General features: G+C 71.4%; 19 protein-coding genes and 2 pseudogenes. 10 read left to right on the top strand and 11 right to left on the bottom strand.

Going from position 1 to position 22,041, the window contains the following annotated elements; translation table 11 throughout:
- Positions 1-37 precede the first annotated feature (37 nt).
- The 3 genes and pseudogenes from STRTUCAR8_RS55860 to STRTUCAR8_RS30975 form a co-directional block, all read right to left on the bottom strand.
- Positions 38-820 (bottom strand): annotated as a pseudogene (locus tag STRTUCAR8_RS55860) (DMT family transporter); the annotation flags it as partial.
- A complete protein-coding gene (locus STRTUCAR8_RS30970) occupies positions 817-1,680 on the bottom strand; it encodes an AraC family transcriptional regulator (protein WP_006380076.1) in 864 nt (287 codons plus the stop codon). The gene STRTUCAR8_RS30970 and the pseudogene STRTUCAR8_RS55860, both read right to left, overlap by 4 nt.
- Positions 1,681-1,917: 237 nt before the next feature.
- Positions 1,918-3,369, bottom strand: a complete 1,452-nt coding sequence (locus tag STRTUCAR8_RS30975; protein ID WP_044473200.1) for an RNB domain-containing ribonuclease — start codon at positions 3,367-3,369, stop codon at positions 1,918-1,920.
- 104 nt (positions 3,370-3,473) lie between these two features.
- Between STRTUCAR8_RS30975 and yaaA the strand changes: the two genes are divergently transcribed.
- Together yaaA and eda are read left to right on the top strand one after the other, a co-directional pair.
- The gene (gene yaaA, locus STRTUCAR8_RS30980; RefSeq protein ID WP_006380125.1) at positions 3,474-4,256 is read left to right on the top strand and encodes a peroxide stress protein YaaA; all 783 of its coding nucleotides are present in this window, start codon (positions 3,474-3,476) and stop codon (positions 4,254-4,256) included.
- Positions 4,257-4,412: 156 nt separating this feature from the next.
- Entirely contained in the window at positions 4,413-5,051 is a 639-nt protein-coding gene (gene eda, locus STRTUCAR8_RS30985; protein WP_006380073.1) for a bifunctional 4-hydroxy-2-oxoglutarate aldolase/2-dehydro-3-deoxy-phosphogluconate aldolase, read from the top strand.
- 30 nt (positions 5,052-5,081) lie between these two features.
- Here the strand turns inward: eda and STRTUCAR8_RS30990 are convergent, their stop codons facing one another.
- The 3 genes from STRTUCAR8_RS30990 to STRTUCAR8_RS31000 all read right to left on the bottom strand — a co-directional run bounded on the left by STRTUCAR8_RS30990 (position 5,082) and on the right by STRTUCAR8_RS31000 (position 7,935).
- Complete coding sequence (locus STRTUCAR8_RS30990; protein ID WP_006380124.1) at positions 5,082-6,242, bottom strand: bifunctional RNase H/acid phosphatase; 1,161 nt, start codon at positions 6,240-6,242, stop codon at positions 5,082-5,084.
- A gap of 65 nt (positions 6,243-6,307) precedes the next feature.
- Positions 6,308-7,051, bottom strand: a complete 744-nt coding sequence (locus tag STRTUCAR8_RS30995) for a CT398-like coiled coil hairpin domain-containing protein (protein WP_078507377.1) — start codon at positions 7,049-7,051, stop codon at positions 6,308-6,310.
- The gene (locus tag STRTUCAR8_RS31000; protein ID WP_006380098.1) at positions 7,048-7,935 is read right to left on the bottom strand and encodes a Nif3-like dinuclear metal center hexameric protein; all 888 of its coding nucleotides are present in this window, start codon (positions 7,933-7,935) and stop codon (positions 7,048-7,050) included. Before STRTUCAR8_RS31000 ends, STRTUCAR8_RS30995 begins: the two co-directional genes overlap by 4 nt.
- A gap of 275 nt (positions 7,936-8,210) precedes the next feature.
- Here STRTUCAR8_RS31000 and STRTUCAR8_RS31005 point away from each other — a divergent pair, with 275 nt between their 5' ends.
- Positions 8,211-9,482 (top strand): hypothetical protein, encoded by a 1,272-nt coding sequence (locus STRTUCAR8_RS31005; RefSeq protein ID WP_006380063.1) that lies wholly within the window; start codon positions 8,211-8,213, stop codon positions 9,480-9,482.
- Positions 9,483-9,579: 97 nt separating this feature from the next.
- Complete coding sequence (locus tag STRTUCAR8_RS53535; RefSeq protein ID WP_006380092.1) at positions 9,580-9,747, top strand: hypothetical protein; 168 nt, start codon at positions 9,580-9,582, stop codon at positions 9,745-9,747.
- Between the two features lie 142 nt (positions 9,748-9,889).
- On the opposite strand, the gene STRTUCAR8_RS31010 is transcribed toward STRTUCAR8_RS53535, so the two are convergent.
- From STRTUCAR8_RS31010 to STRTUCAR8_RS31020, 3 genes are all read right to left on the bottom strand, one after another.
- Positions 9,890-10,837, bottom strand: coding sequence for a 3-oxoacyl-ACP reductase (locus STRTUCAR8_RS31010; protein ID WP_006380086.1), 948 nt, complete (start codon positions 10,835-10,837; stop codon positions 9,890-9,892).
- A gap of 39 nt (positions 10,838-10,876) precedes the next feature.
- Positions 10,877-11,953: a Zn-dependent alcohol dehydrogenase gene (locus STRTUCAR8_RS31015; RefSeq protein ID WP_006380089.1), complete on the bottom strand. Its 1,077-nt coding sequence runs from the start codon at positions 11,951-11,953 to the stop codon at positions 10,877-10,879.
- A gap of 62 nt (positions 11,954-12,015) precedes the next feature.
- Complete coding sequence (locus tag STRTUCAR8_RS31020; RefSeq protein ID WP_006380101.1) at positions 12,016-12,876, bottom strand: MaoC/PaaZ C-terminal domain-containing protein; 861 nt, start codon at positions 12,874-12,876, stop codon at positions 12,016-12,018.
- Positions 12,877-13,226: 350 nt separating this feature from the next.
- Here STRTUCAR8_RS31020 and STRTUCAR8_RS31025 point away from each other — a divergent pair, with 350 nt between their 5' ends.
- Together STRTUCAR8_RS31025 and STRTUCAR8_RS31030 are read left to right on the top strand one after the other, a co-directional pair.
- Positions 13,227-14,717 carry a sensor histidine kinase gene (locus STRTUCAR8_RS31025; protein ID WP_044473201.1) on the top strand — a complete coding sequence of 497 codons (1,491 nt, stop codon included), beginning with the start codon at positions 13,227-13,229 and terminating at the stop codon, positions 14,715-14,717.
- 5 nt (positions 14,718-14,722) lie between these two features.
- A pseudogene (locus STRTUCAR8_RS31030) lies at positions 14,723-15,357 on the top strand (response regulator).
- A 152-nt stretch (positions 15,358-15,509) separates the two neighbouring features.
- Here STRTUCAR8_RS31030 and STRTUCAR8_RS31035 read toward each other — a convergent pair.
- Together STRTUCAR8_RS31035 and STRTUCAR8_RS31040 are read right to left on the bottom strand one after the other, a co-directional pair.
- Positions 15,510-16,370, bottom strand: coding sequence for a hypothetical protein (locus STRTUCAR8_RS31035; RefSeq protein WP_048818859.1), 861 nt, complete (start codon positions 16,368-16,370; stop codon positions 15,510-15,512).
- On the bottom strand, positions 16,370-16,915 hold the full coding sequence (locus STRTUCAR8_RS31040; RefSeq protein ID WP_006380071.1) for a SigE family RNA polymerase sigma factor: 546 nt from the start codon (positions 16,913-16,915) through the stop codon (positions 16,370-16,372). Before STRTUCAR8_RS31040 ends, STRTUCAR8_RS31035 begins: the two co-directional genes overlap by 1 nt.
- Positions 16,916-17,150: 235 nt before the next feature.
- On the opposite strand from STRTUCAR8_RS31040, the gene STRTUCAR8_RS31045 reads away from it, so the two are divergent.
- From STRTUCAR8_RS31045 to STRTUCAR8_RS31060, 4 genes are all read left to right on the top strand, one after another.
- The gene (locus tag STRTUCAR8_RS31045; protein ID WP_006380105.1) at positions 17,151-18,902 is read left to right on the top strand and encodes an MFS transporter; all 1,752 of its coding nucleotides are present in this window, start codon (positions 17,151-17,153) and stop codon (positions 18,900-18,902) included.
- Positions 18,903-19,357: 455 nt separating this feature from the next.
- Positions 19,358-20,011, top strand: coding sequence for a class I SAM-dependent methyltransferase (locus STRTUCAR8_RS31050; RefSeq protein ID WP_006380082.1), 654 nt, complete (start codon positions 19,358-19,360; stop codon positions 20,009-20,011).
- A 22-nt stretch (positions 20,012-20,033) separates the two neighbouring features.
- Complete coding sequence (locus tag STRTUCAR8_RS31055) at positions 20,034-20,963, top strand: N-acetylmuramoyl-L-alanine amidase (protein ID WP_006380102.1); 930 nt, start codon at positions 20,034-20,036, stop codon at positions 20,961-20,963.
- A 158-nt stretch (positions 20,964-21,121) separates the two neighbouring features.
- Positions 21,122-21,970 carry a DUF5336 domain-containing protein gene (locus tag STRTUCAR8_RS31060; protein WP_044473202.1) on the top strand — a complete coding sequence of 283 codons (849 nt, stop codon included), beginning with the start codon at positions 21,122-21,124 and terminating at the stop codon, positions 21,968-21,970.
- Positions 21,971-22,041 lie beyond the last annotated feature (71 nt).

Below are 22,041 nucleotides of genomic sequence, written 5' to 3' on the forward strand. Positions count from 1 at the left end.
TCAGGGCGAAGGCGGCGAGGATGCCGGCCGTCAGCGGTTCGTCCAGGAACACCGCGCCCGCCGCCACCGCGACCGCCGGATTGACGTACGTGAACACCGTCGCCCGGGTCGGACCGACCTCCTTGATCAGCTCCAGGAACGCCACGAAGGCAAGGGCCGTGCAGATCACGCCCAGGACAGCGAGGGCGGCCAGCACGTGCGGGGACGGAAGCGCGGCCGGGCGAGTGGCCACCGCCGCCGGTGCGTAGACCAGGGCCGCCAGCGCCAGGCAGGGTGCCGTGAGGTGCAGCGACGGGACGTCCTTCAGATGGCGCGCCGCTATCAGCGGGGCCGTGGCATAGCCGATCACCGTCAGCAGGACCTCCGCGAGTGAGCGGGCGTCGCCGCCGGTCAGGTGCGGGACGGTCAGCACCGCGACGCCCGCCAGGCCCAGGGCCAGGCCTGTGAGCCGGCGTGCCCCCAGCCTCTCCGTGCCGCCGAAGAAGCGGGCCAGGGCGAGCCCGACTATCGGCACCCCCGCGATCAGGAGGCCCGCCGTGGAGCTGGACAGGTGGCGTTCCGCGTCGGTCAGGGTCCACCACGGGCCGATGATCTCGATGACCGCGAAGGCCAGCATCGGGCGCCAGTGCGTTCGTATCGTGCGCGGTAGGCCGCCCTGGCGGATCGCGAAGGGGAGGAGGATCGCCGCGCCCAGCAGGCATCGGGTGAACACCACCGTCGACGGCGGCAGGTCCGCCTCCACCGCCACCTTGATCAGCAGATACGGAATGCCCCAGACCACTCCCATGAGGGAGAACAACAACCAGCCGCGTGCAGTCATGCGGGCCAGTGTCGGGCCCTTCCCCGTCCGCCGTCTTGAACGCTGTTGCGGTACGCCGCCGGTGTCACCCCCAGTACCCGCCGGAACCAGCGGGTCAGGTGGGCCTGGTCGGCGAAGCCGACGAGGGGCGCGACCTCGGCTGGGCGTAGTCCGGCGTCCAGCAGGCCGCGGGCCCGGGTCACGCGGTACTGGGCCAGCCAGGCGTACGGGGGTATCCCGACCGTCGTACGGAAGGCGCGCAGGAGTTGGTAGCGGGACAGGCCCAGGTCGGTGGCGAGGTCGGCGAGGGAGGGCGGGGTGGTGAGTTCGTCGGCCAGGCGGGTTCGTACGGCGTGGGCTATGTGGTCCGCGCCGGGGAGGTGGTCCGGTGTCGGGCGGGCCGTGGAGTGACGGCGGGCCAGGGCGGTGAGCAGCCACGGGAGGCGGGACTCGGCCTCCAGGGGGTCCGGGCAGGTGCTCAGGTCGGTGTGTGCGGCGCGGAAGGCGGCGGCCAGTTCGGGGTCGTCGAGGAGGGGCTCGCGGAAGTGGGGGAGGCCGCCGGTGGTGCCGTCCGTGAGGAGGGAGACGTCGGCGTACAGGGCTCGGTAGGCGTAGCCGTCGGCCGTGTCCGGGCCGCCTGTGTGCATCTCTCCGGGGTCCAGTACGACGATCGAGCCGGGCCTGGGGCGGAGGTGGCCGCCCCGGTAGTCGATGACCTCGGAGCCGTCGACGCACAGTCCGACCGTGAACTCGTCGTGGGCGTGCGGGGCGTAGACGTGCCGGTCGAAGCGGGCGGTGAGCAGGTCAAGGGCGGGGCCGCGGTGGCCGAGTCTCGCTCTGGTCCACAGTGCCTGTTCCCGTGTGCCGCCGCCTGCTTTCACGGTTCCACCGTACTTCCGGCCCTGCGGGGGCTTCGGGGCTCAGAGGAAGCCAGTCGTGTCCAGGTCGAAGGCGAAGGGGTCCGGGAGTGCCGGCGGCCTGCCGAAGGGGACGGTGCCGGACCGGTTGTAGTCGAACCCGGCATACCACCTCCTCACCCGAAGGAGACCAGTGTGCGGCATCGCGCGGACGCACCGCCCCGGAGTCCAGGTGCATCCCCTCGTTCGCGGTACGCATCATCACGCCGGAGCGAACCGCACCCCCGCCGCCCCCAGCTCGGCCCGGGTGAGCCGGACCCGTAGCCGTTCCCCCAGGGGCAGCGGAACCCCGTCGCCCTCGATCCGTGCCACCACCGCCGGAGTCTCCAACTGGACCGTCCCGATGGTGGGTCTGTGTTCCTCGACGTCCACCACGCAGCCCTCGAAAACCTCCCCCACACGGTCCTTGAGCAGTGCCGCCTCGACGATGTCCACGCAGCCGCGTTCGACCGCGCCTGCTCGTCGGCCGCCCTCTGTCATCTCCTTGGGGAGGGCTTCCAGAGCTGCCAACACCCAGTCCGGCGTGGGTTGTTCGGCGACGGCGGCGAGGCAGATCTCCGAGGCGTACCGGTCGGCGAGGCGGCGCAGGGGGGCCGTGCAGTGGGCGTAGGGGGCGGCTACGGCCGAGTGGGTCGTGATCTCCGGGAGGTGGCCGTCGCGGAAGACCGTGTAGCCGGCGCCTCTGAGCAGGGTCGTGCACTCCTGGAGGAAGGCCGCGTGGTCGGGGCGGTGCGGGTCGAGGGAGCGGATCAGGGCCGCGTACGAGAGATGGTGCGGCCAGTCGATGTGCAGGGCGTGCGCGGTGCGGCGCAGGCGGCCGACGGCGCCGTCCGGGGCTGCGGGGAGGGTGCGGAGCACTCCCGTGCCGTGGGTCAGCATCAGCTCGGCCGCCGCCATGCCCGTCAGGAGGGAGATCTGGGCGTTCCAGCCCTCGGCGGGCAGCGGTGCGCGGTAGGTGAGTGAGTACGTGTGGTCCTGCTCGACGATCTCCTGCTCGGGGACGTTGAGGGAGATGCCGCCGCGTTCGACCTCCAGGCGTTCCCTGGCCTCGCCGATCTCCTTGAGGAGGGCCAGCGGCTCCTCCGCCGTACCGGCGTCCAGCTCGCGCTGCACACTCGCGTAGTCGAGTTTGGCGCGGCTGCGGACGAGGGCCCGATGGACGTCCACGGCGACGGTACGGCCGTCCGCGTCGAGGTCGAGCGTCCAGAGGGCGGCCGGACGGGTCCGGCCGGGAAGGAGGCTCGCCGCGTCCTCGCTGAGCACCGGCGGGTGCAGCGGGGTCTTCTCGTCCGGGAAGTAGAGGGTCATGACCCTGCGGTGTGTCTCCGTGTCCAGGGGCCCGCCGGGTACGACGAAGGCGGCGACGTCCGCGATGGCGTACCGGACGCGGAAACCGCCGTCGGGACGACGGGACAGGTGCATCGCCTGGTCCAGGTCCGTGGACGTGGGTGGGTCGATGGTGAGGAACGGGATGTCCGTGGCGTCCGTGACGTCCGGCGTCGGGAGCACGGGGGCCTTCGCCGCCCGGTCCGCTTCCGCCAGTACCGGGGGCGGGAAGCTGTCGGGGACGCCTGGTTCGGTGCGCAGCGCGGTGAGGGCGGCCCGGAGGGGGGCTTCGGGGGCGCCGGTCACGCGTATGTGGCGGCGGGGCATGAAACGAGCGTAGGCACAATCCTGCGGGCCCGCCTCACCACGTGATTCCACGTAATCTGACGCGCGTCGTCCTCTGCGTACGCGTACCTGTTTGGAGAACCACCGTGCTTGTCCTGCTGCCTCCCTCCGAAGGCAAGGCCGCTTCGGGGCGCGGCGCCCCGCTGAAGCTGGAGTCGCTGTCCCTGCCGGGGCTCAACGGTGCCCGCGAGGCCGTTCTCGGGGAGCTCGTCGAGCTGTGCGTCGGTGACGAGGACAAGGCGCGTGAGGTGCTCGGGCTCAGCGAGGGGCTGCGGGGCGAGGTCGCCAAGAACGTCGACCTGCGGACGGCCGGGGCGCGGCCCGCCGGGCAGGTCTACACGGGGGTGCTGTACGACGCCCTCGACCTCGCCTCTCTCGACGCCGCCGCGAAGAGGCGGGCGGCGCGTTCACTGCTGGTGTTCTCGGGGCTGTGGGGCGCTGTCCGGGTCACGGACCGTATCCCCTCGTACCGCTGCTCGATGGGTGTGAAGCTGCCCGGGCTCGGCGCGCTGACGGGGCACTGGCGTGCGCCGATGGCCGCCGTGCTTCCCGAGGTGGCCGGTGACGGGCTGGTCCTCGATCTGCGCTCCTCCGCCTACGCGGCGGCCTGGAAGCCGAAGGGTGAGGTGGCCGGGCGGACGGCCACTGTGCGCGTGCTGCATGCGCCGACCCGGAAGGTCGTCAGCCACTTCAACAAGGCGACCAAGGGGCGGATCGTACGGAGTCTGGTGAGCGCCGGTGCGGTGCCCTCCGGGCCGGGGGAGCTGGTGGAGGCGTTGCGGGAGCTCGGGTATGTGGTGGAGGTCGCGCCCAGGAGGTCTGGGGTGGCGGCTTGGGAGCTTGATGTGTTGGTGGACGAGATTCACTGAGGGGCGCTCTGCGGGGAGGAGTACGGGGGTTGGCTGGCGGGTGCTGCGCCGTCGTGGCTTGTCGCGCAGTTCCCCGCGCCCCTACGGATCCCTCCCCCGTTGCAACATGTGCAACTCTCTTTGCGCATGCTGCAGGCCGAGGGCAGGATGAGGCGCATGGCCCCTCTCCTCCCCCTCCCCGTTTCCTCCGTCCTCGGGCTCGCGCCCGTCGTTCCCGTGGTCGTGGTCGAGGAGCTGGTCGATGCCGTGCCGCTGGCTCGGGCGCTCGTCGCCGGGGGGCTGCCGGTCATCGAGGTCACCCTGCGTACGCCCGTCGCGCTGGACGCCATCCGGGCGGTCGCCGATGCCGTTCCTGACGCGGTGGTCGGTGCGGGGACCCTCATCTCGCCGGCGCAGGTGTCCGACGCGCTCGCCGCCGGGGCCCGCTTTCTCGTCAGCCCGGGCTGGACCGACGTACTGCTGGAGTCCATGCGGGCGTCCGGTGTGCCGTTTCTGCCGGGGGTGTCGACGGCGTCGGAGGTCGTGGCGCTGTTGGAGCGTGGGGTGCGGGAGATGAAGTTCTTCCCGGCGGAGGCGGCGGGCGGCACCGCCTATCTGAGGTCGCTGTCCGGGCCGCTCCCCCAGGCCCAGTTCTGCCCGACCGGGGGGATCGGCCCCGCGAACGCGCCCGAGTATCTCGCGTTGCCCAACGTCGGCTGTGTGGGCGGGAGTTGGATGCTTCCGGCGGATGCGATCGCCGCGCGCGACTGGGGCCGGATCGAGACGCTGGCCCGTCAGGCGTCCACTCTCGGATGATCAGCGGCGCTCGGCGACGGTCAGCAGCGCTCAGCTCAGGTGGGACGTGTCGTTGAAGAGCCGTACGCTCGCGTTGCCGTCCGTGTAGTAGGCGATCGCCGACAGCGAGGCCGCCGAGAGTTCCATGCGGAACAGGGACTCGGGCGGGGCGCCCAGGGCCAGGCGGACGAGGGTCTTGATGGGGGTCACGTGGGTGACCAGCAGGACCGTACGGCCGGCGTGGGCCGCGATCAGCTTGTCGCGGGTGACGGCCATCCGGCGTGCGGTCGCCGCGAAACTCTCGCCGCCGCCCGTCGGTTCGGCCTTCGGGGAGGCCAGCCAGGCGTTCATGTCGTCCGGGTAGCGCTCGCGGACCTCGCCGAACGTCAGGCCCTCCCACGCGCCGAAGTCCGTCTCGCGCAGACCGTCGTCGACGGTCACGTCGAGGCCGAGGCGAGTCGCCACCGCGGCTGCGGTCTGCCGGGTGCGGGCCAGCGGGGAGGCGACGATCGCCTCGATCGTGCCGCGCCGGGCCAGGGACTCGGCCACCCTCTCGGCCTGGTCCCGGCCCACGTCCGAGAGGGACGGGTCGGTACCGCCGCTGCCCGAGAAGCGCTTCTGGGGGGTGAGGAGGGTTTCGCCGTGGCGCAGGAGTACGAAGGTCGCGGGCGGGCCGAGATCCGCGGGCGCCGACCAGCCGGCGGCCACCTTCGTGGCGGCGCCGGTGTCGGCGTCGGCGGCCGTGGAGCCGACGCCCGCGTCCAGTTCAGCCGTCGACGTGGACGCCGACCACTGTTCGCCGCGCTTGCCCGCGTCCATCGCCTCGTTCGCCAAGCGGTCCGCGTGCTTGTTCCTCCCGCGCGGGATCCACTCGTACGTCACCTGCCCGACGACCGAGAACACCTTGGCCGCCTCCGCCGCCAGGGGCTTCATGTCCGGATGCTTGATCTTCCAGCGGCCGGACATCTGCTCGACGACCAGCTTGGAGTCCATCCGGACGTGGACGGTGGCGTCCGGGTCCAGCTGGTGGGCCGCGCGCAGGCCGGCAATCAGGCCCCGGTACTCGGCGACGTTGTTCGTGGCGATGCCGATGTACTCGGCCACCTCCACCAGCGTCTCGCCCGTGGCCGCGTCGATGACGACGGAGCCGTAGCCCGCGGGCCCCGGGTTGCCCCGGGAACCGCCGTCGGCCTCGACGATGAACTCCCGCACGCCGTACGCCCCTTACCTACCTGTACCGACCTGTACCGACCTAGTTGGTGGGTCAGTCGGTTTGCTTACAGTCCCGATTCCGACGTGCGCACCAGGATGCGGCGGCAGTTCTCGCAGCGCAGTACGGCGTCGCGGGGAGCGGCCTTCACCTCGTTGACCTCGGTGATGTTCAGCTCCAGGCGGCAGCCCTCGCAGCGGCGCTGGAAGAGACGGGCGGCGCCGACTCCGCCCTGCTGCTGGCGCAGCTTGTCGTACAGCTTGAGGAGGTCGTCGGGTACCGAACCCGCGATGACCTCGCGCTCCTTCGTCGCCGTGCCCACCTCACCGGCGAGGGACTCGTACGACGCCTCACGCCGTGCGGTCGCGTCGTCGATCTTGCCCTGGACCGCGCCGACCCGCTCGGTCAGTTCGGCGACCCGCTCCTGCGCGGACTCACGGCGCTCCATGACCTCCAGGACGATGTCCTCAAGGTCGCCCTGCCGCTTGGCGAGGGAGACGATCTCGCGCTGGAGGTTCTCCAGGTCCTTGGAGGAGCTGACGGCACCGGAGTCCAGGCGCTGCTGGTCGCGGGTGGCGCGCTGGCGCACCTGGTCCACGTCCTGCTCGGCCTTGGTCTGCTCGCGGGCGCAGTCGCTCTCCTCGGTCGTCGCGGCCACCAGCAGGTCGCGCAGCTGGGTGAGGTCCTTGGTCAGCGACTCGATCTCGGCGTGCTCGGGCAGCGACTTGCGCTTGTGCGCGAGCTGCTGGAGGCGTACGTCGAGGGCCTGGACGTCGAGAAGGCGGATCTGGTCGGCGGGCGCGGCGTTCAGTTGGGGGCTCCCAGTGCTTCAGAGGTGGTGGTGGACGCCGCGTGGGCGGTCCAGGGGTCGGTGACCGTGGCGGAGACGTGGACCCGAAGGCCCCATCCGTTCCGGTCGGAGATCTCGTCGAGCTGGGCGGCGGCCAGCTCGCACCAGGGCCACTCGGTGGCCCAGTGCGCCGCGTCGAGCAGCGCGAGGGGACTGTGGGTGCCGGTGCCCGTGCCGTGGGCACTGTGGGCGCGGGCCTCCGACGCCGGGTGGTGGCGCAGGTCCGCGGTGAGGAAGGCGTCCACACCGGACGCGCGTACGTCGTCGAAGAGGCTGTCGCCGGAGCCGCCGCTGACGGCGACCGTACGGACGAGGGCCTCGGGGTCGCCGGCGATCCGGATGCCCTGCGCCGTCGCGGGCAGCCGTTCGGCGGCGCGAGCGGCGAACTCGCGGACGGTCAGCGGGTGGTCCAGCTCGCAGACCCGGCCGAGGCCGCGCCGGCCGGCGGGGTCGGAGGGGTCCGGTACGAGCGGTCGTACGACCCGCAGGTCGAGGGCGCCGGCGAGGGCGTCGCTGACCCCGGGGTCGGCGCGGTCGGCGTTGGTGTGGGCGACATGGAGGGCGATGTCGTGCTTGATGAGGGTGTGCACGACCCGGCCCTTGAAGGTGTCCGCGGCGACCGTGGTCGTGCCGCGCAGATAGAGCGGGTGGTGGGTGACCAGCAGGTCGGCGCCCAGCTTCACGGCCTCGTCGACGACGTCCCGGACGGGGTCCACGGCGAACAGGACCCGGGTGACCTCCTGGTCGGGGTCGCCCGCGACCGTGCCGACCGCGTCCCAGGACTCGGCCCGCTCGGGGGGCCAGAGGGCGTCCAGCGCGGCGATGACTTCAGACAGACGGGGCACGACGCTAGGCTACCTGGCCGTTCCGTACGGCCGAACCGGTACGTCCGCCTCAGCTCGGTCCCTCCGCCACCCCGATGCAACCCCCCTGCCACCCCTCTGCCGTTCCTGCTGCCGTCCCCGCCGTCCCCGCCGTCGCGGCCGGCCTCGGTCAGCACACGCGCCACCGTTTCCTCAGGCGAATCGTTACTTGGCCATCCTTATGTGTGAAACGGCCGCTACCCGGTCCCACGTCTGTACGTGCGAAAACTACTTTCGTCGCCGGAGGTGACCGATCGATGACGGCCTGTGCGATCGAAGCGATCGAGCCCATGATCGAACCAATGGCGAAGGACGGATCCCGTCCCGGGGCGGAGTTGGCGATCACGGCGGACGGGGCCTACGCGGCCCGGCTCACGCGCAGTGGTGACTCCTGGTTCCCGGAGCGCTGGACGCTCGACGGGCCCGAGCCGTACGCCGTGCCCCTGCCCGGCAACCAGCCGGAGGAGCCGGGCACGCAGGTGCTCCCGATGGGCGACGGGCGGGTCCTCATCCACCGTCCGGTCGACGGCCGCCACGCCTTCGCGCTGCTCTATCCGACCGGCCCCGGCACCGGCGAACTCCCGCTCGGCGCGGTCGAGTGCCCGGACGCCGGGACCCCGCTGCGACTGCTGCCCCCGGCTCCGGGCGGCGACCGCGCGTACGCCCTCGCGCTGGGCGAGCGTTCGACGACGGTGTGGCTGGTCGCGGGTGGCGCCTTCGGGCCCGAGTACGTCACGGAGGTCCCCGGCCGCTGCTCGGGCGGGGTCTGGCTGGACCGCACGGGGCGGCTGCTCGCGCTGGACCGGGAGGTCGGGGGGCGCACGAAGGCGGTCGTGGTCGATCTGGAGCGCGACGGCGAGGTGTCGCCGCTGCTCCAGATCTCGGCGGAGAGCGACGACCGGCTGCTGCTCGCGGACGCGGACAGCGGACTGCTGCTGATCGGCTCGGACGCGCCCTCGCCCGGCGGGCGGCAACGGCTCGGCTGGGGAGTGCTCGGCAGCACGCTGCCGGTGCGTTTCCCGGAGTGCCTGCGGATCGAGGGGTGCACGCTCACGCCGTTCGCGATCCAGCCGGGGCAGGTGCTGACGCCGGAGAGCTGCGGGGTGGCGCTGCGCGTGGACGGTTCGGCGGGTAGCTGGGTGGGGGTGTGGCGGCCGTCGGAGCGGCAGCTGCGGCATCTTCCGGCGCCGGAGGGGTGGTTGCCGGGGGCCGGCCTGTGGAGCAGGAGCGGGGAGCTTCAACTGCCTTACGTGACAGGGGAAATGCCCTGCGGGGTCGCTCGGGTACGGGCCGAGACGCCCGTCGGGCCCGAGGCGTGCGGGACGCCGGGGGCGGAGGCGGGCGTCGTGAAGGGGGCGGGGTCGGGGTCGGGGTCGGGCGGGGATTCCGCCGCTTCCGATTCCGCTCTCGCGCCCCCCGCGACTGTCGCGGTGGCCCGGCCGGTGCCGTTGCAGCAGGCTCCGCTGGCGCGGCTCGTGACGAAGGTCGGGAAGCCCGGTAACGAAGTGACGAAGCTTGTAACGAACTAGTCCCGGTCGGCGTGTGCGGCTCGTGTCACCTTGAGGTGCGTTGGTTAAGATCATCCGGCTGTCAGAAGGATCATGTTGACGGGGTGAAGACTTTCCGATGAACGACGCAAGCACCATGCAGCCGCTGTCCACCGATGCCCACGAGGCCTCGGGCCACAGCTACGGCCAGGGCAAGCACCGGGGGCCTGTCTCGGCCCACAACGACGAGGCGACCCCCCACGGCCGTCACCGCAAGCCGTCCGAGCAGGCCGAGAACAGGGCCTGACGGAACGTCAAATGAAGTACGGCCCCGCCCGGTTGGCTACGGGCGGGGCCGCATTGCTTTGCCCGTCGGCTGTCGACCGGCAACTGTCGGCCGTGCTTGAGCTGTCAGCTGCGCTTGAGACCGTCAACTGCGCTGGAGGCACTCAGCCGCGCTTGAGGCCGAGCACCTCCGCCGCCGCGAACGTCTCCCCGGTGGGGCGTTCCGCGTAGTGCGGGGTGAGGAGCGCGTCCAGTTCGTCGTAGGTGAAGGTGTCCTGTTTGCTGTCGAACCTGGCGGCCACCCTGGGTCGTTCGACGACGGCGACCATCCCGCCGTGGACGACGAGCAGCTGTCCGTTGACGTGTGCGGCGGCCGGGGAGGCCAGGTAGCCGACGAGCGGGGCGACATGTTCGGGGGCGAGGGGGTCGAGGCCGCCGTCGCCGTTCTCCGGCTGCGCGAAGTCCCGGAAGACGTCCTCGGTCATACGGGTCCTGGCGCGGGGGCAGATGGCGTTCGCCGTCACTCCGTACTTGGCGAGGGCCAGGGCGGTGGACGTGGTCAGCCCGACGATTCCGCCCTTCGCCGCCGCGTAGTTGGGCTGTCCCGCCGACCCGGCGAGAAACGCCTCCGAGGACGTGTTCACGATCCGCCCGTACACCGGTGCGCCGGTCGCCTTGGCACGGCCCCGCCAGTGCGCGGCGGCGAAGTGGGTCGTGTTGAAGTGGCCCTTGAGATGGACCCGTATGACGGCGTCCCACTCCCCCTCCGTCATGGAGAAGATCATGCGGTCGCGCAGGATGCCCGCGTTGTTGACGAGGATGTCCAGCCGGCCGAACTCGGCGATGGCCAACTCGACCAGTTCGCGGGCCTGTTGATGATCGGCGACGTCCCCGGTGTGGGCGGTGGCCGTGCCGCCCGCCGCGCGGATCTCGGTGGCGACCTCCTCGGCGGGGGTGGCGGACGCCTCGCCGGAGCCGTCCCGGCCGCTCTGTCCGTAGTCGTTGACGACGACGGCCGCGCCGAGCCGGGCCAGCTCCAGCGCCTCGACCCGGCCCAGACCGCGCCCCGCGCCCGTGACGATCGCGGCGAGCCCCTCAAGTGGCAGTGACATCAGCGCTCCCAACCCTCCTCTGCTCTCGGCTCGCGGATCTCAGATCTCGATGCACGTACGCAGCGCGGTTCCCGTGCGCATCTGGTCGAGGGCCTCGTTGATGCCGGCGAGCGGCACTCGGTGGGTGATGAGGCCCGCGAGGTCGACGCGTCCGGCGCGCCAGAGGGCGATCGTGCGCTCGTAGGACCGCAGGACGTCGCCGCCGCCGTACATGGACGGCAGGATGCGCTTCTCGTCGAAGAACAGCTCGAACATGTTGAGTTGGAGGTTGTCGTCCATGGCGCCCGCGCCGACGACGACCATGGTGCCGCCGCGCCGGGTGGTGTCGTAGGCGGTGCGGGCGGTGGCGGAGCGGCCGACGACCTCGAAGACGTAGTCGAACCCCTCGCCGGCGGTGACCTGTTGCTTGGCGTCGGCCAGCTCCTCCGGCGAAACCGCCCTGGTGGCACCGAACTTGAGCGCGGACTCCCGGCGCGAGAGCACCGGGTCGACGGCGACGATCTCGGCGGCGCCCTGGAGCCGTGCTCCCTGTATCGCGGAGATGCCGACGCCTCCGCAGCCGATGACGGCGACCGACGAACCGGCAGTCACGTCAGCGGTGTTGATGGCGGCGCCGAGTCCGGTGGTGACCCCGCAGCCGATGAGGGCGGCGATGTCGAAGGGGACGTCGTCGGGGATGGGTACGGCGCAGCCGGCGCCGACGACGACTTCCTCGGCGAAGGTGCCGGTGCCCGCCATACCGAAGACGTCGCCGCCGGGACGCCTGAAGTTGGGGGTGCCCGCGTTCATGAATCCGGCGAGGCACAGTTCGGTCTGGCCGCGTTTGCAGGCGGGACACTCGCCGCACGCAGGCAGCCAGCAGACGACGACCCGGTCACCGACCTTCACATGGCTTACGCCCTCCCCGACTTCGAGGATCTCCCCGGCGCCCTCGTGGCCGGGGACGAAGGGCGCGGGCTGCGGCAGTACGCCGTTCATCGCGGAGAGGTCCGAGTGGCACAGCCCGGTGGCCCGTACCCGGATCCTCACCTTGCCGGGGCCGAAGCCCACGGCCTCGACGTCGTCGAGGACGTCGAGCTTGTCCTGCCCGATCTCGTGCAGTACGGCTGCGCGCATGATGCGGCTCCCCTCAGGAACATGCTTGGTACGAGGCTCAACCCACGTGTGTGCGGTTCAGTTCACGAGTGTTCGACGACGGTGTCCGCCAGTACGGGAGCGTCGTCCCGTTCGACAGCGGTGACCGACACCTGGACGCGGTCCGGCTCGGGCGTCCACATCCGGATGCGCAGGGTCTCCCCGGGGAACACGACCCCGGCGAAGCGGGTGCGGTAGGCGCGGACCCGGCCGACGTCCCCGCCGAGCACCGTGTCGACGACCGCCTTGAGTGTCATGCCGTAGGTGCACAGCCCGTGCAGGATGGGCCGCTCGAACCCGGCACGTGCGGCGAACTCGGGGTCGGCGTGCAGCGGGTTCCAGTCGCCGGAGAGCCGGTAGAGCAGCGCCTGGTCCTCCCGGACGGCCCGCTCGACGACCTTCGCGGGCTCGACGTCGGGCGCCGGGAGCCGGTTCGAGGGCCCCCGGTCGCCGCCCCAGCCACCTTCTCCGCGTACGAAGATCTGCGCGTCGCTCGTCCACAACGGGCCTTCGGCGTCCGCGACTTCGGTGCGCATGACGAGGATCGCCGCGCTGCCCTTGTCGTACACGGCGGCGATGCTCCCGGTGGCGCGTGCTGTGCCCTCGACCGGGATCGGGCGGTGCAGCTCGATGCTCTGGCCGCCGTGCAGGACGTGGGCGAGGTCGACGTCGACGCCGGGCATGGAGAGGCCGCTGATCACGTCCGGGGAGTCGTTGCCGGCGACGGTGGCGAAGCTGGGCAGGACGTGCAGCCGGGATTCGAGGGTGTAGCGCAGCTCGCCGGGATCGATGGCGGGGACACCGGCGCCGATGCCGAGGTGGTAGAGCTGGACGTCCTTACGACCCCAGGCGATCTCTGCGGACCGGGGTTCGGCGGCGACGGCCTTGGCGGCGTCAATGGGCATGGGGCTCCTGATCGGCAAACGGAACGGGCAACTCACGGGACGGGCAACTCGTCTGGCGGGCAACACGCTTGGCGGCCGAATCGCTCAGCGGGCGACTCGCGGGACTGAGACCTCGGTACGACCGTCCGCACCGTCGGCCGTACCGAGGTCGATACGGGCCGATCTAGAACGCGTTCCAGTCCGGCGCCCCCTGTTGTATAGCCGAGCGGTCCCGAGTTGTGAATACTCCTGACGATGCGTCAGCTGTGCGGTCCGGGCCGCGTGGCGCGCCGGGCCGGGACATTTGTCCTTCCGGAGTCGGTACATCGGCATCTGCCCCGGCATGACGATCGCTTCGTACGCTGTCGTCCATGTTCTGGATGCGAAAGGCCGCCTGCCAGGTGGGCGAGTGGCGGGCCGAGCGGGTCCGCTGGCGGGCGGACATGGCGCGGTACAAGGCCGACCGGCGTGCCGCGCGGAAGTCGGGCGTGCCGGAACCGGAGAACCCGGGGCCGCCGCCCACCGGCTTCGCCCTGCTGCCCTGGCTGCTGATGGGCATGGGCTCCTTCTCCAACCTCCTCCAGGGCCGGACCCCGCTGCCCTGGATCGGCGTGCTGGGCCTGCTCACCTTCAACTCCCTCTACATCTACGTCACGTTCCGCGCATTCGTGAAGGAGACGCGGGACGCCCGGTCGACGCGGGTGGCGCTCGTCGTGATGGGCGTGGTGACGTGTGCGCTGGCGGTCGGGTACGGCGGCAGCTGGCTGTACTTCTTCCCGCTGCTCGGGCTGGCCACGGGCGCGGTGATGCGGGGCCCGTGGCTGGGCCGCACCGGGCTCACGCTCACCGCCCTCGCGGCGGGCGTCTCCGCGGTGCGGGGCGGCTGGGACGCGCTGAACGTGGCGTACGGGACGTTCCTGTCGACGATGGTGACGGCGGCGATCCTGTCCCTGAGCGAGGCGGTACGTGAACTGCGGGCGGCGCGCGAGGAGTTGGCAGAGCGTGCGGTCGAGGAGGAACGGCTGCGTTTCTCGCGCGACCTGCACGATCTGCTGGGCCACACCCTGTCGGTGATCGTGGTGAAGTCGGAGGCCGCCCGTCGTCTGGCGCCCCGGGACATGGAGGCGGCCCTGCTCCAGATCACGGACATCGAGTCAGTGGGCCGCCAGGCCCTGACGGAGATCCGCGAGGCGGTGACCGGCTACCGGCAGGGCAGCCTGGCCATGGAACTGGCCCGGGCGGACTCGGCCCTGACTGCGGCGACCGTCACTCCGGCGATCCACCGCTCGGGCCCGCCCCTGTCGTCGGCGGCGGAGGCGCTGCTGGGGTGGGTGGTACGGGAGGCGGTCACCAACGTCCTACGGCACAGCGGCGCCACCCGATGCGAGATCACGGTGGAGGGAGTGGGGGCGGAGGGCGTGGACTGGGAGGGCACGGGCACGAAGGGCACGGGCGGAGGCGCTACGTCCGCGAGCGCTGCGGCCGCGGAGGGCACGGGCGGAGGCGCGGCAGGCGCGAGCGGCGCGGGCATGGGCGGCTTGAGCGCGGGCGGCGCAGGCACAGGTCGCCGAGCGGCGAGCGTCAACGGGAGCGGCACCGGGAAGCGCGTGATTCTGACGGTCACCGACAACGGGAGCGGCCCGGCAGCACCCACAGCATCCACGGCGTCCACTCGGCCGGGTGTCGGCGGCACAGGGCTCAGGGGGCTGACGGAACGCCTGGCGGCGGTGGGGGGCTCGCTGACGGCGGGCCCGATGCCGCAGGGCGGGTTCCGGGTGACGGCCGAACTGCCCGACCTGACGGTCGAGTCCCCGCCTCTGTCCCAGCTCAGCCCCTCTGTCCGCCCTACCCTTACCCCGTGAACGAGATGCCCCGGGATCACCGTCCCGCGAAGTCCATCAGAGTCCTCCTCGCCGAGGACCAGCAGATGATGCGGGGCGCGCTCGCCCTGCTGCTCGGGATGGAGCCGGACATCAAGGTCGTCGCCCAGGTCGGGGCCGGTGACGCGATCGTCGACGCGGCGCTGCTCCACCGCCCTGACGTGGCCCTCCTCGACATCGAGCTGCCCGGCATCAGCGGCCTGGACGCCGCCGCGCTTCTCCGCGACGAGGCCCCGGACTGCCGGGTGCTGATCCTGACCACCTTCGGCCGCCCCGGCTATCTGCGCCGGGCCATGGAGGCGGGGGCCGCCGGGTTCCTCGTCAAGGACGGTCCCGTGGAGGAGCTGGCCGCCGCCATCCGGCGGGTGCTGACCGGGGAGACGGTCATCGACCCCGCCCTCGCGCCGCCGCCGCGCTCAGCGCCGGGCCCAATCCGCTCACGGGGCGCGAGTGCGACGTACTGAACGCCTCGGTGGACGGGGCGACGGTCGCCGATGTCGCCGCCAAGCTGCACCTCTCCGAGTCGACGGTCCGCAACTACCTATCCGCCGCCATCGGGAAGACCAGGACCCGCAACCGGACGGAGGCGGTGAGGGAAGCGCGCCAGCAGGGATGGCTGTAGGTGTCGGTGTCGGTCTGACGAATCTCGCCCCCACCGCCCCTACCCGTCCGATCCTCGGGGACTTCGCCCCCGAACACCCCCGTATCATGCCGACCGCGCTCGCCCCCAAGCTCCACCCAACGCCCAGGGAATCCCCGGACGGGCTGGAGGCCTCACCCAGAGACCTTCACCGACTTGTACTCCCTCCCCTCCCCCGCCAGGCACACGAACCAGGCAGTCTTCGAACCCGGGACCGACCTGATCGCCGGCTTCTCGATGTTGTCCGTCGTGGAGTACGGGACCTTGCGGGCGACCGTCGTCGTGCCGTCGTCCCAGGTGCAGGTGACTGCCCTGGCCGTGGGGGCCACCTGGCCGATCACCAGGCGGTTGCGCGTGTCGGTGTCGCCGGAGACATCCGGTTCCAGAGGTACCGCCACGGACTGTATGTCCTTACCCGACATGTCGGATTCCTTGCCGATCTCGCCCAGCATGAGCGGCGACTTGACTCCGTCGAAGTCTCTTTTGAGGAAGAACGAGGCCTTCCCCACAAGCTCCTTGGGTGTCCTCGCGTCCGACGGCGTCAATCCACGCTCAGCCATGGCGCTGATCTGCCGCTTCGCCTCCGCCTCGTTCCGCGGTGCCGCCCAGATGCCGATGTCGACCCACCACTCCCTGCCCCGGTCCGTGCCCGACGCGAGCGTGCTCCACAGCGGCGTGTACATGCGCCGCTCCGCCGGCGACTGCGGCTGAGCCGTCGGCTGAGTCGCCGGGGTCACTCGGTCGCCGTCGCCACCACCGATGCCCGCCAGGGCCAGGGTTCCCGTCGACGCTGCGAGCGCCAGGGCCGCCGCTGTCGCCACCGCCCAGCGGCGGGCCCTGCGGCGTCGCCCGCCGCGGACCACCGCCTGGTAGGGGGCTGTGCCGATCTCGACCCCGTCCGCCGCGCCGGCCAGCAGAAAGGTGATGTCCGAGTGTGCGGTGTCCCCTTGTGCCGCCTGCGCCATGTCCTGGTTCTTCTCCCGGTCCGCGCCCATCACTTCCGCCCTCCGTGTGTCACCGTCTCCACCAGGCCCGGTATGGCGCGGAGTTTCGCGATCCCCTTGGCCGTGTTGCTCTTCACCGCGCCCACCGAGCAGCCCATCGCCTGTGCGGTCTGCGTCTCGGTCAGGTCCTCCCAGTACCGCAGCACCACCGCCTCCCGCTGCCGGGGCGGCAACTGGGCCAGCGCCTTGAGCAGCGCCCCGCGGTCGTCGGCCCTGGCGATGTGGTCGCCGGAGTCGGGCAGCTCGTGCGCCAGGCCCTCGTCGTCCTTGGGTGCCAGGAACTCCTTGAGCCGCCTGCGATGCTTGCGGGCGTGCGCGTTGATCATCACGCGCCGCACATACGCCTCGGGGTCATCGGCCGAACCGACTCTCCGCCAGGCCACATAGACCTGCTCCAGCGTCGACTGGACCAGGTCCTCCGCCGCGTGCTGCTCCCCCGTGAGCAGAAAAGCCGTACGCAGCAGCCGTGGCCAGCGGCCGATGACGAAGGCCTGAAACTCCTCGTCCCGAGTCACTTCTCGATCCCGTTCCCCCATGAGCACCTCCTAGATGTCCAAAGGAGTCCATGAGCCGTCCGAACCGTTGCCCCGATCCCAGAACATTTTCCGCGTCCCGGCAGGAGGGCAGTCGTGACGGAAGATCAGATTCCCATGAGCAGGTCAAGAATTAGTTAGTACGCCAAAACATCGGAATAGTTGCCCAGGCACACGGGTTCATCACTCACGTAACCCGCACACCACCCCGTCCGGAACCGCCTGGAGGCTCCACCCCATGACGCACACGACGACCGACCGGCCCGCCGGTGGAACCGGCAGAACGGGCGGGGCCATCGTCCCGGTGCTCGCCTTCGCGGGCATTGTTGTCGCGGTCATGCAGACCCTGCTCGTCCCCGTCATCAAGGACCTGCCCCAGCTGCTGAGCACCTCGCCCAGCAACGCCACCTGGGTGCTGACCTCGACGCTCCTCTCCGGTGCCGTGGCCACGCCGATCATGGGCCGGCTCGGTGACCTCTACGGCAAGCGGCGCCTGCTGATCGCCAGCCTCTCCGTGATGGTGGTCGGCGCCCTGATCAGCGCGCTCACCAGCGACCTGCTGATCATGATCGTGGGACGTGCGCTCCAGGGCTTCGCCATGGGTGCCATCCCCCTCGGCATCGGTCTGATGCGCGACATGCTGCCCCGCGAGAAGCTCCCCTCGGCGATGGCCCTGATGAGCTCCTCCGTCGGCGTCGGCGGCGGTCTCGCCCTCCCCCTCGCCGCACTGATCGCCCAGCACTCCGACTGGCACGCCCTCTTCTACGGCGCCGCCGGCATCGGCGCCCTCGCGATCGTCCTGACCCTGGTCGTCGTACCCGAGTCGCAGATGCGCGCCGAGGGAACCTTCGACGTGCTCGGAGCCATCGGCCTGTCCGCCGGTCTCGTCCTCTTCCTCCTGCCGATCACCAAGGGCAGCGACTGGGGCTGGACCTCCGGCACCACGCTCGGCCTGTTCGGCGCCTCCGCCGTCGTACTCGTCCTGTGGGGCGTGCTGGAGCTGCGCCTGAAGGCCCCGCTGGTGGACCTGCGGACCACCGCCCGGCCCGCCGTCCTCTTCACCAACCTCGCCTCGATCATGGTCGGCGTCTCCTTCTACGTCGTCTCGCTCGTCCTGCCCCAGCTCCTCCAGCTGCCGACCTCCACCGGCTACGGCCTCGGCCAGTCGATGGTCATGGCGGGCCTGATCGTGGCGCCGCTCGGCCTGACGATGATGTTCACGGCCCCCGTCTACGCCCGTCTCTCCGCCAAGTACGGGCCCAAGGTCACCCTCATCCTCGGCCTGCTGATCATCGCGATCGGCTACGGCGCCGGCCTCGGCCTGATGAGCGCCGCCTGGCAGTCCCTGGTCATCGCGGTGGTCCTGGGCGCGGGCATCGGCCTCGCCTACTCCTCGCTGCCCGCCCTGATCGTCGGCGCGGTCCCGGCCTCCGAGACCGGCGCGGCCAACGGCCTCAACACCCTCATGCGTTCCATCGGTACGTCGGTGTCCAGCGCCGTCATCGGCATGGTGCTCGCCAACACCGCGAACCACGTCGGCGGCGTCGCCATCCCGACCATGCACGGCTTCCGCGTCTCCTTCCTCATCGCCACGGGCGCGGTGGCGGTCGGGCTGGTGCTGGCCCTGTTCCTGCCGGGCCGACGTCCGGCGAACAAGCCGCAACTGCGGGCCAGCAGCGAGGAGGACGCCGTCCTCGCGCGGGCCGACGAGGTGCTCGACGCCGGGTTCCGTGGGCGGGTCCTGGACGCGGACGGCAGCCCTGTCGCGCGTGCCAAGGTCACGCTGATCGACCAGCGCGGCCGTCAGGCGGGGGCGACGCTCTCCGCGGACGACGGCAGCTATGCGCTCGCCGTGCCGACGCAGGGCGCGTACGTGCTCGCCGCGCGGGCCTCCGGCCATGGGCCGCTCGCCTCGTCGGCGACGCACGCGGGGGCGGACGGGACGGTCGACCTGGACCTGTCTCTCCCCGGGGAGACCGTCAGCGCGTAGGCGCTGCGCTCGCCGAGGGGTGCGGGGTGCGTTTTTGACTGCGGGCCCGCTGTGGCTGGTCGCGCGGTTCCCCGCGCCCCTTTGGGCGTGCCCGCGTCCCCTGTCGTCCCCGCACCCCGGGCTGCAAAGCGGCATGAGAACTCCCTCACGCCGGCGGGGTGCCGGGGGTGCGTTTTTGACCGACCCCCCGCTGTGGCTGGTCGCGCGGTTCCCCGCGCCCCTTTGGGCGTGCCCGCGTCCCCTGTCGTCCCCGCACCCCGGGCTGCAAAGCGGCATGAGAGCTCCCTCACGCCGGCGGGGTGCCGGGGGTGCGTTTTTGACTGACCGCCCACTGTGGCTGGTCGCGCAGTTCCCCGCGCCCCTTTGGGCGTGCCCGCACCCCCTGTCGCTCCTGCAACCGGGGCTGTAGGGCAACATGAGGGCCTCCGCACACCCGTACGGCCGAGAGGAACCCCATGTCCGTGGCAGCGCCCAAGCCCGAGGTTCTGGCTGCTTTCGAGGCCGCCAAGGGGTTCATGCCTGTCGGGGAGGGGCTCGCGCTGTACGGGGCCGCCGTCGAGGCGGGGGCGCTCGGGTTGCCGTTGCTGGAGGTCGGGACGTACTGCGGGCGTTCCACGATCCTGCTCGCCGACGCGGCCCGCGCGGCCGGGATCACCGCGGTCACCGTCGATCATCACCGGGGCAGCGAGGAGCAGCAGCCGGGGTGGGACTACCACGACCCGGAGACCGTGGATCCGGAACTCGGTGTCATGGACACCCTGCCGCTCTTCCGGCGCACGCTCCACACCGCCGGCCTGGAGGACCACGTCATCGCGGTCGTCGGACGTTCGCCGCAGGTGGCGCGGATCTGGAACTCGCCGGTCGGCCTCGTCTTCATCGACGGCGGCCACACCGACGAGCACGCCACCGCCGACTACGAGGGCTGGGCCCCGCACGTCGCCGAGGGCGGCCTGCTGCTCATCCACGACGTCTTCCCCGACCCCGAGGACGAGTTCACCGGCCAGGCCCCCTACCGCGTCTACCTCCGCGCCCTCGCCTCCGGCGCCTTCACGGAGATCTCCGCGACCGACTCGCTGCGCGTCCTGCGGCGAACGGGCGCCGGGATCTGAGGCCCCGGTTAGAGTCGCTGTCGTGTCGTACGCAGGCCCCGGCTTCGAGCCGCCCCAGCCCCCTCGTTCCTCTCTGCGCCGTTCGCTGGCCGTCGCCCTCACCGTGGTGGTGCTGGGTGGGGCGGGCGGGTGGTTCGTCTGGGAGGCCTTCGCCGACGACTCCGGTGGTGGTGACGGCAAGGGCAACTCGCTGTCCAGCGGCGACTACGAACCCCTGACGCCGATCGGACCGCCCGGCTTCAGCACCCCCAGCGAGGAACCTGCGGCCTCCCTCGCGGGCAAGGTGGTCGTCATCGACCCCGGGCACAACCCCGGCAACTTCAAGCACACCGCCGAAATCGCCCGCAAGGTGAACATCGGAACGAACTCGAAGGAATGCGACACCACCGGTACCGCCACCAACAGCGGTTACACGGAGGCCGAGTTCACTCTCGATGTCGCCCGGCGGCTGCGGACGGTTCTCGAACAGCAGGGCGCGACCGTGAAGTTCACCCAGGACGGTGACCGGTCCGACTACGCCTTCGGCCCCTGCGTGGACGAGCGCGCCCGGATCGGGAACGCCGCGCACGCCGACGCCGTCGTCTCCATCCACGCAGACGGGAGCACGCAGGGCAACCGCGGGTTCCATGTGATCCTGCCGGGGGCGGTGCACGAAGGGGCCGCGGACACCAGGCCGATCGTCGCCTCCTCCCGGCTGCTCGGCGAGCGCATCAAGGCCGACTTCGCCGACGAGACGGGCTCCGCGCCCTCCAACTACATCGGTGACGGCACCGGTCTCGACACCCGCACGGACCTGGGCGGTCTCAATCTGTCAACGGTTCCCAAGGTGTTTATCGAGTGCGGCAACATGCGCGACAGCAAGGACGCGGCCCTGCTGACCAGCGGCGCATGGCGGCAGAAGGCCGCGCAGGGGATCTCTGAGGGAATCGTGAGTTTCCTGCGCGGGTCGTGATCAACGCGTGCATCCCGGCGGACAGTCCACATGAGCGGACGATAATGTCGTGCCCCTACGCACGATCTGTTGACGGCCGCCCGAGTACGAATGGTACGGATGGCCGACCGACCGAATGACGACGACGACACGACCTACGAAGGACCTGAGGACCTGAAGTGAATATCCGCTCCCTCACTCGAGGCGACGGCGTGGTGATCGGAGCAGCGGTATTGCTGTTCATCGCGTCGTTCCTCGACATCTACTCCGTCGACGGCGCCACGGGCCTCGACATGCCGAGCGCCTGGGCCAGTGGGCCGGTCCTGATGGGCGTCGTCCTCGCGGGCCTCATCGGTGCCGCGCTCGTCGTGGTGTCGCACGGTCTGCCGCAGGTGCCGAAGGTCGCGGGCATCGAGCTCGGCCAGTTCGGTGTCGCCTTCACCGTGTTCGCCGCCTGGAGCGCGCTCGGCAACGTCTTCGACCCGGCGGGCGGCGCCAACAACGTCGGCGACGGTGCCAGTTCGGGGCCGGACGCCGGCACCGGGCTGATCCTCGCCCTCGTCGCCACGGTCGTCATGGCGGGTGCCGCCGTGGCCACCCCCCTGGTTCCGGCCCTCAAGGGCGCCCTGATCGGCGCCCCCAAGCCGGCCGCCCCGCAGCCCTACGGTGGCCAGCCCTACCCCGGCGGCCAGCCCCAGGGCGGCTACGGCTACCCGGGCGCCGGCGCGCAGCAGCAGCCGTTCGGCGGCCAGCCGCAGACCGGTCAACCCTTCGGCGCCGGTGCCGGTGCGGGCGCCGGTCAGCCGCAGCAGGCACAGCCGCCGGCTGCGGACTTCTCCCCGTTCTGGTTCGCCGTGCCGGTGCCGCGTGCGCTGTTCGCGGAGGACGGTTCGCCCACGCCGATCGCCGAACTGGCCCCCGGTACCTGGTACCTGGCCGTCGAGCAGCGCGGCCAGAGCCTCATCGCCCAGACGCAGGACGGCCGTCGGGGCGTTCTGCAGGACACCTCCGGCATCCAGCGCGGATAACACCCTTCGCGTGTTGCCTGAGCTCCGGCCCCTCGCCCTTCCGGGCGAGGGGCCGTTGTCGTACAGTCGCC

The organism is Streptomyces turgidiscabies Car8 (assembly GCF_000331005.1).
Taxonomy (GTDB): domain Bacteria; phylum Actinomycetota; class Actinomycetes; order Streptomycetales; family Streptomycetaceae; genus Streptomyces; species Streptomyces turgidiscabies.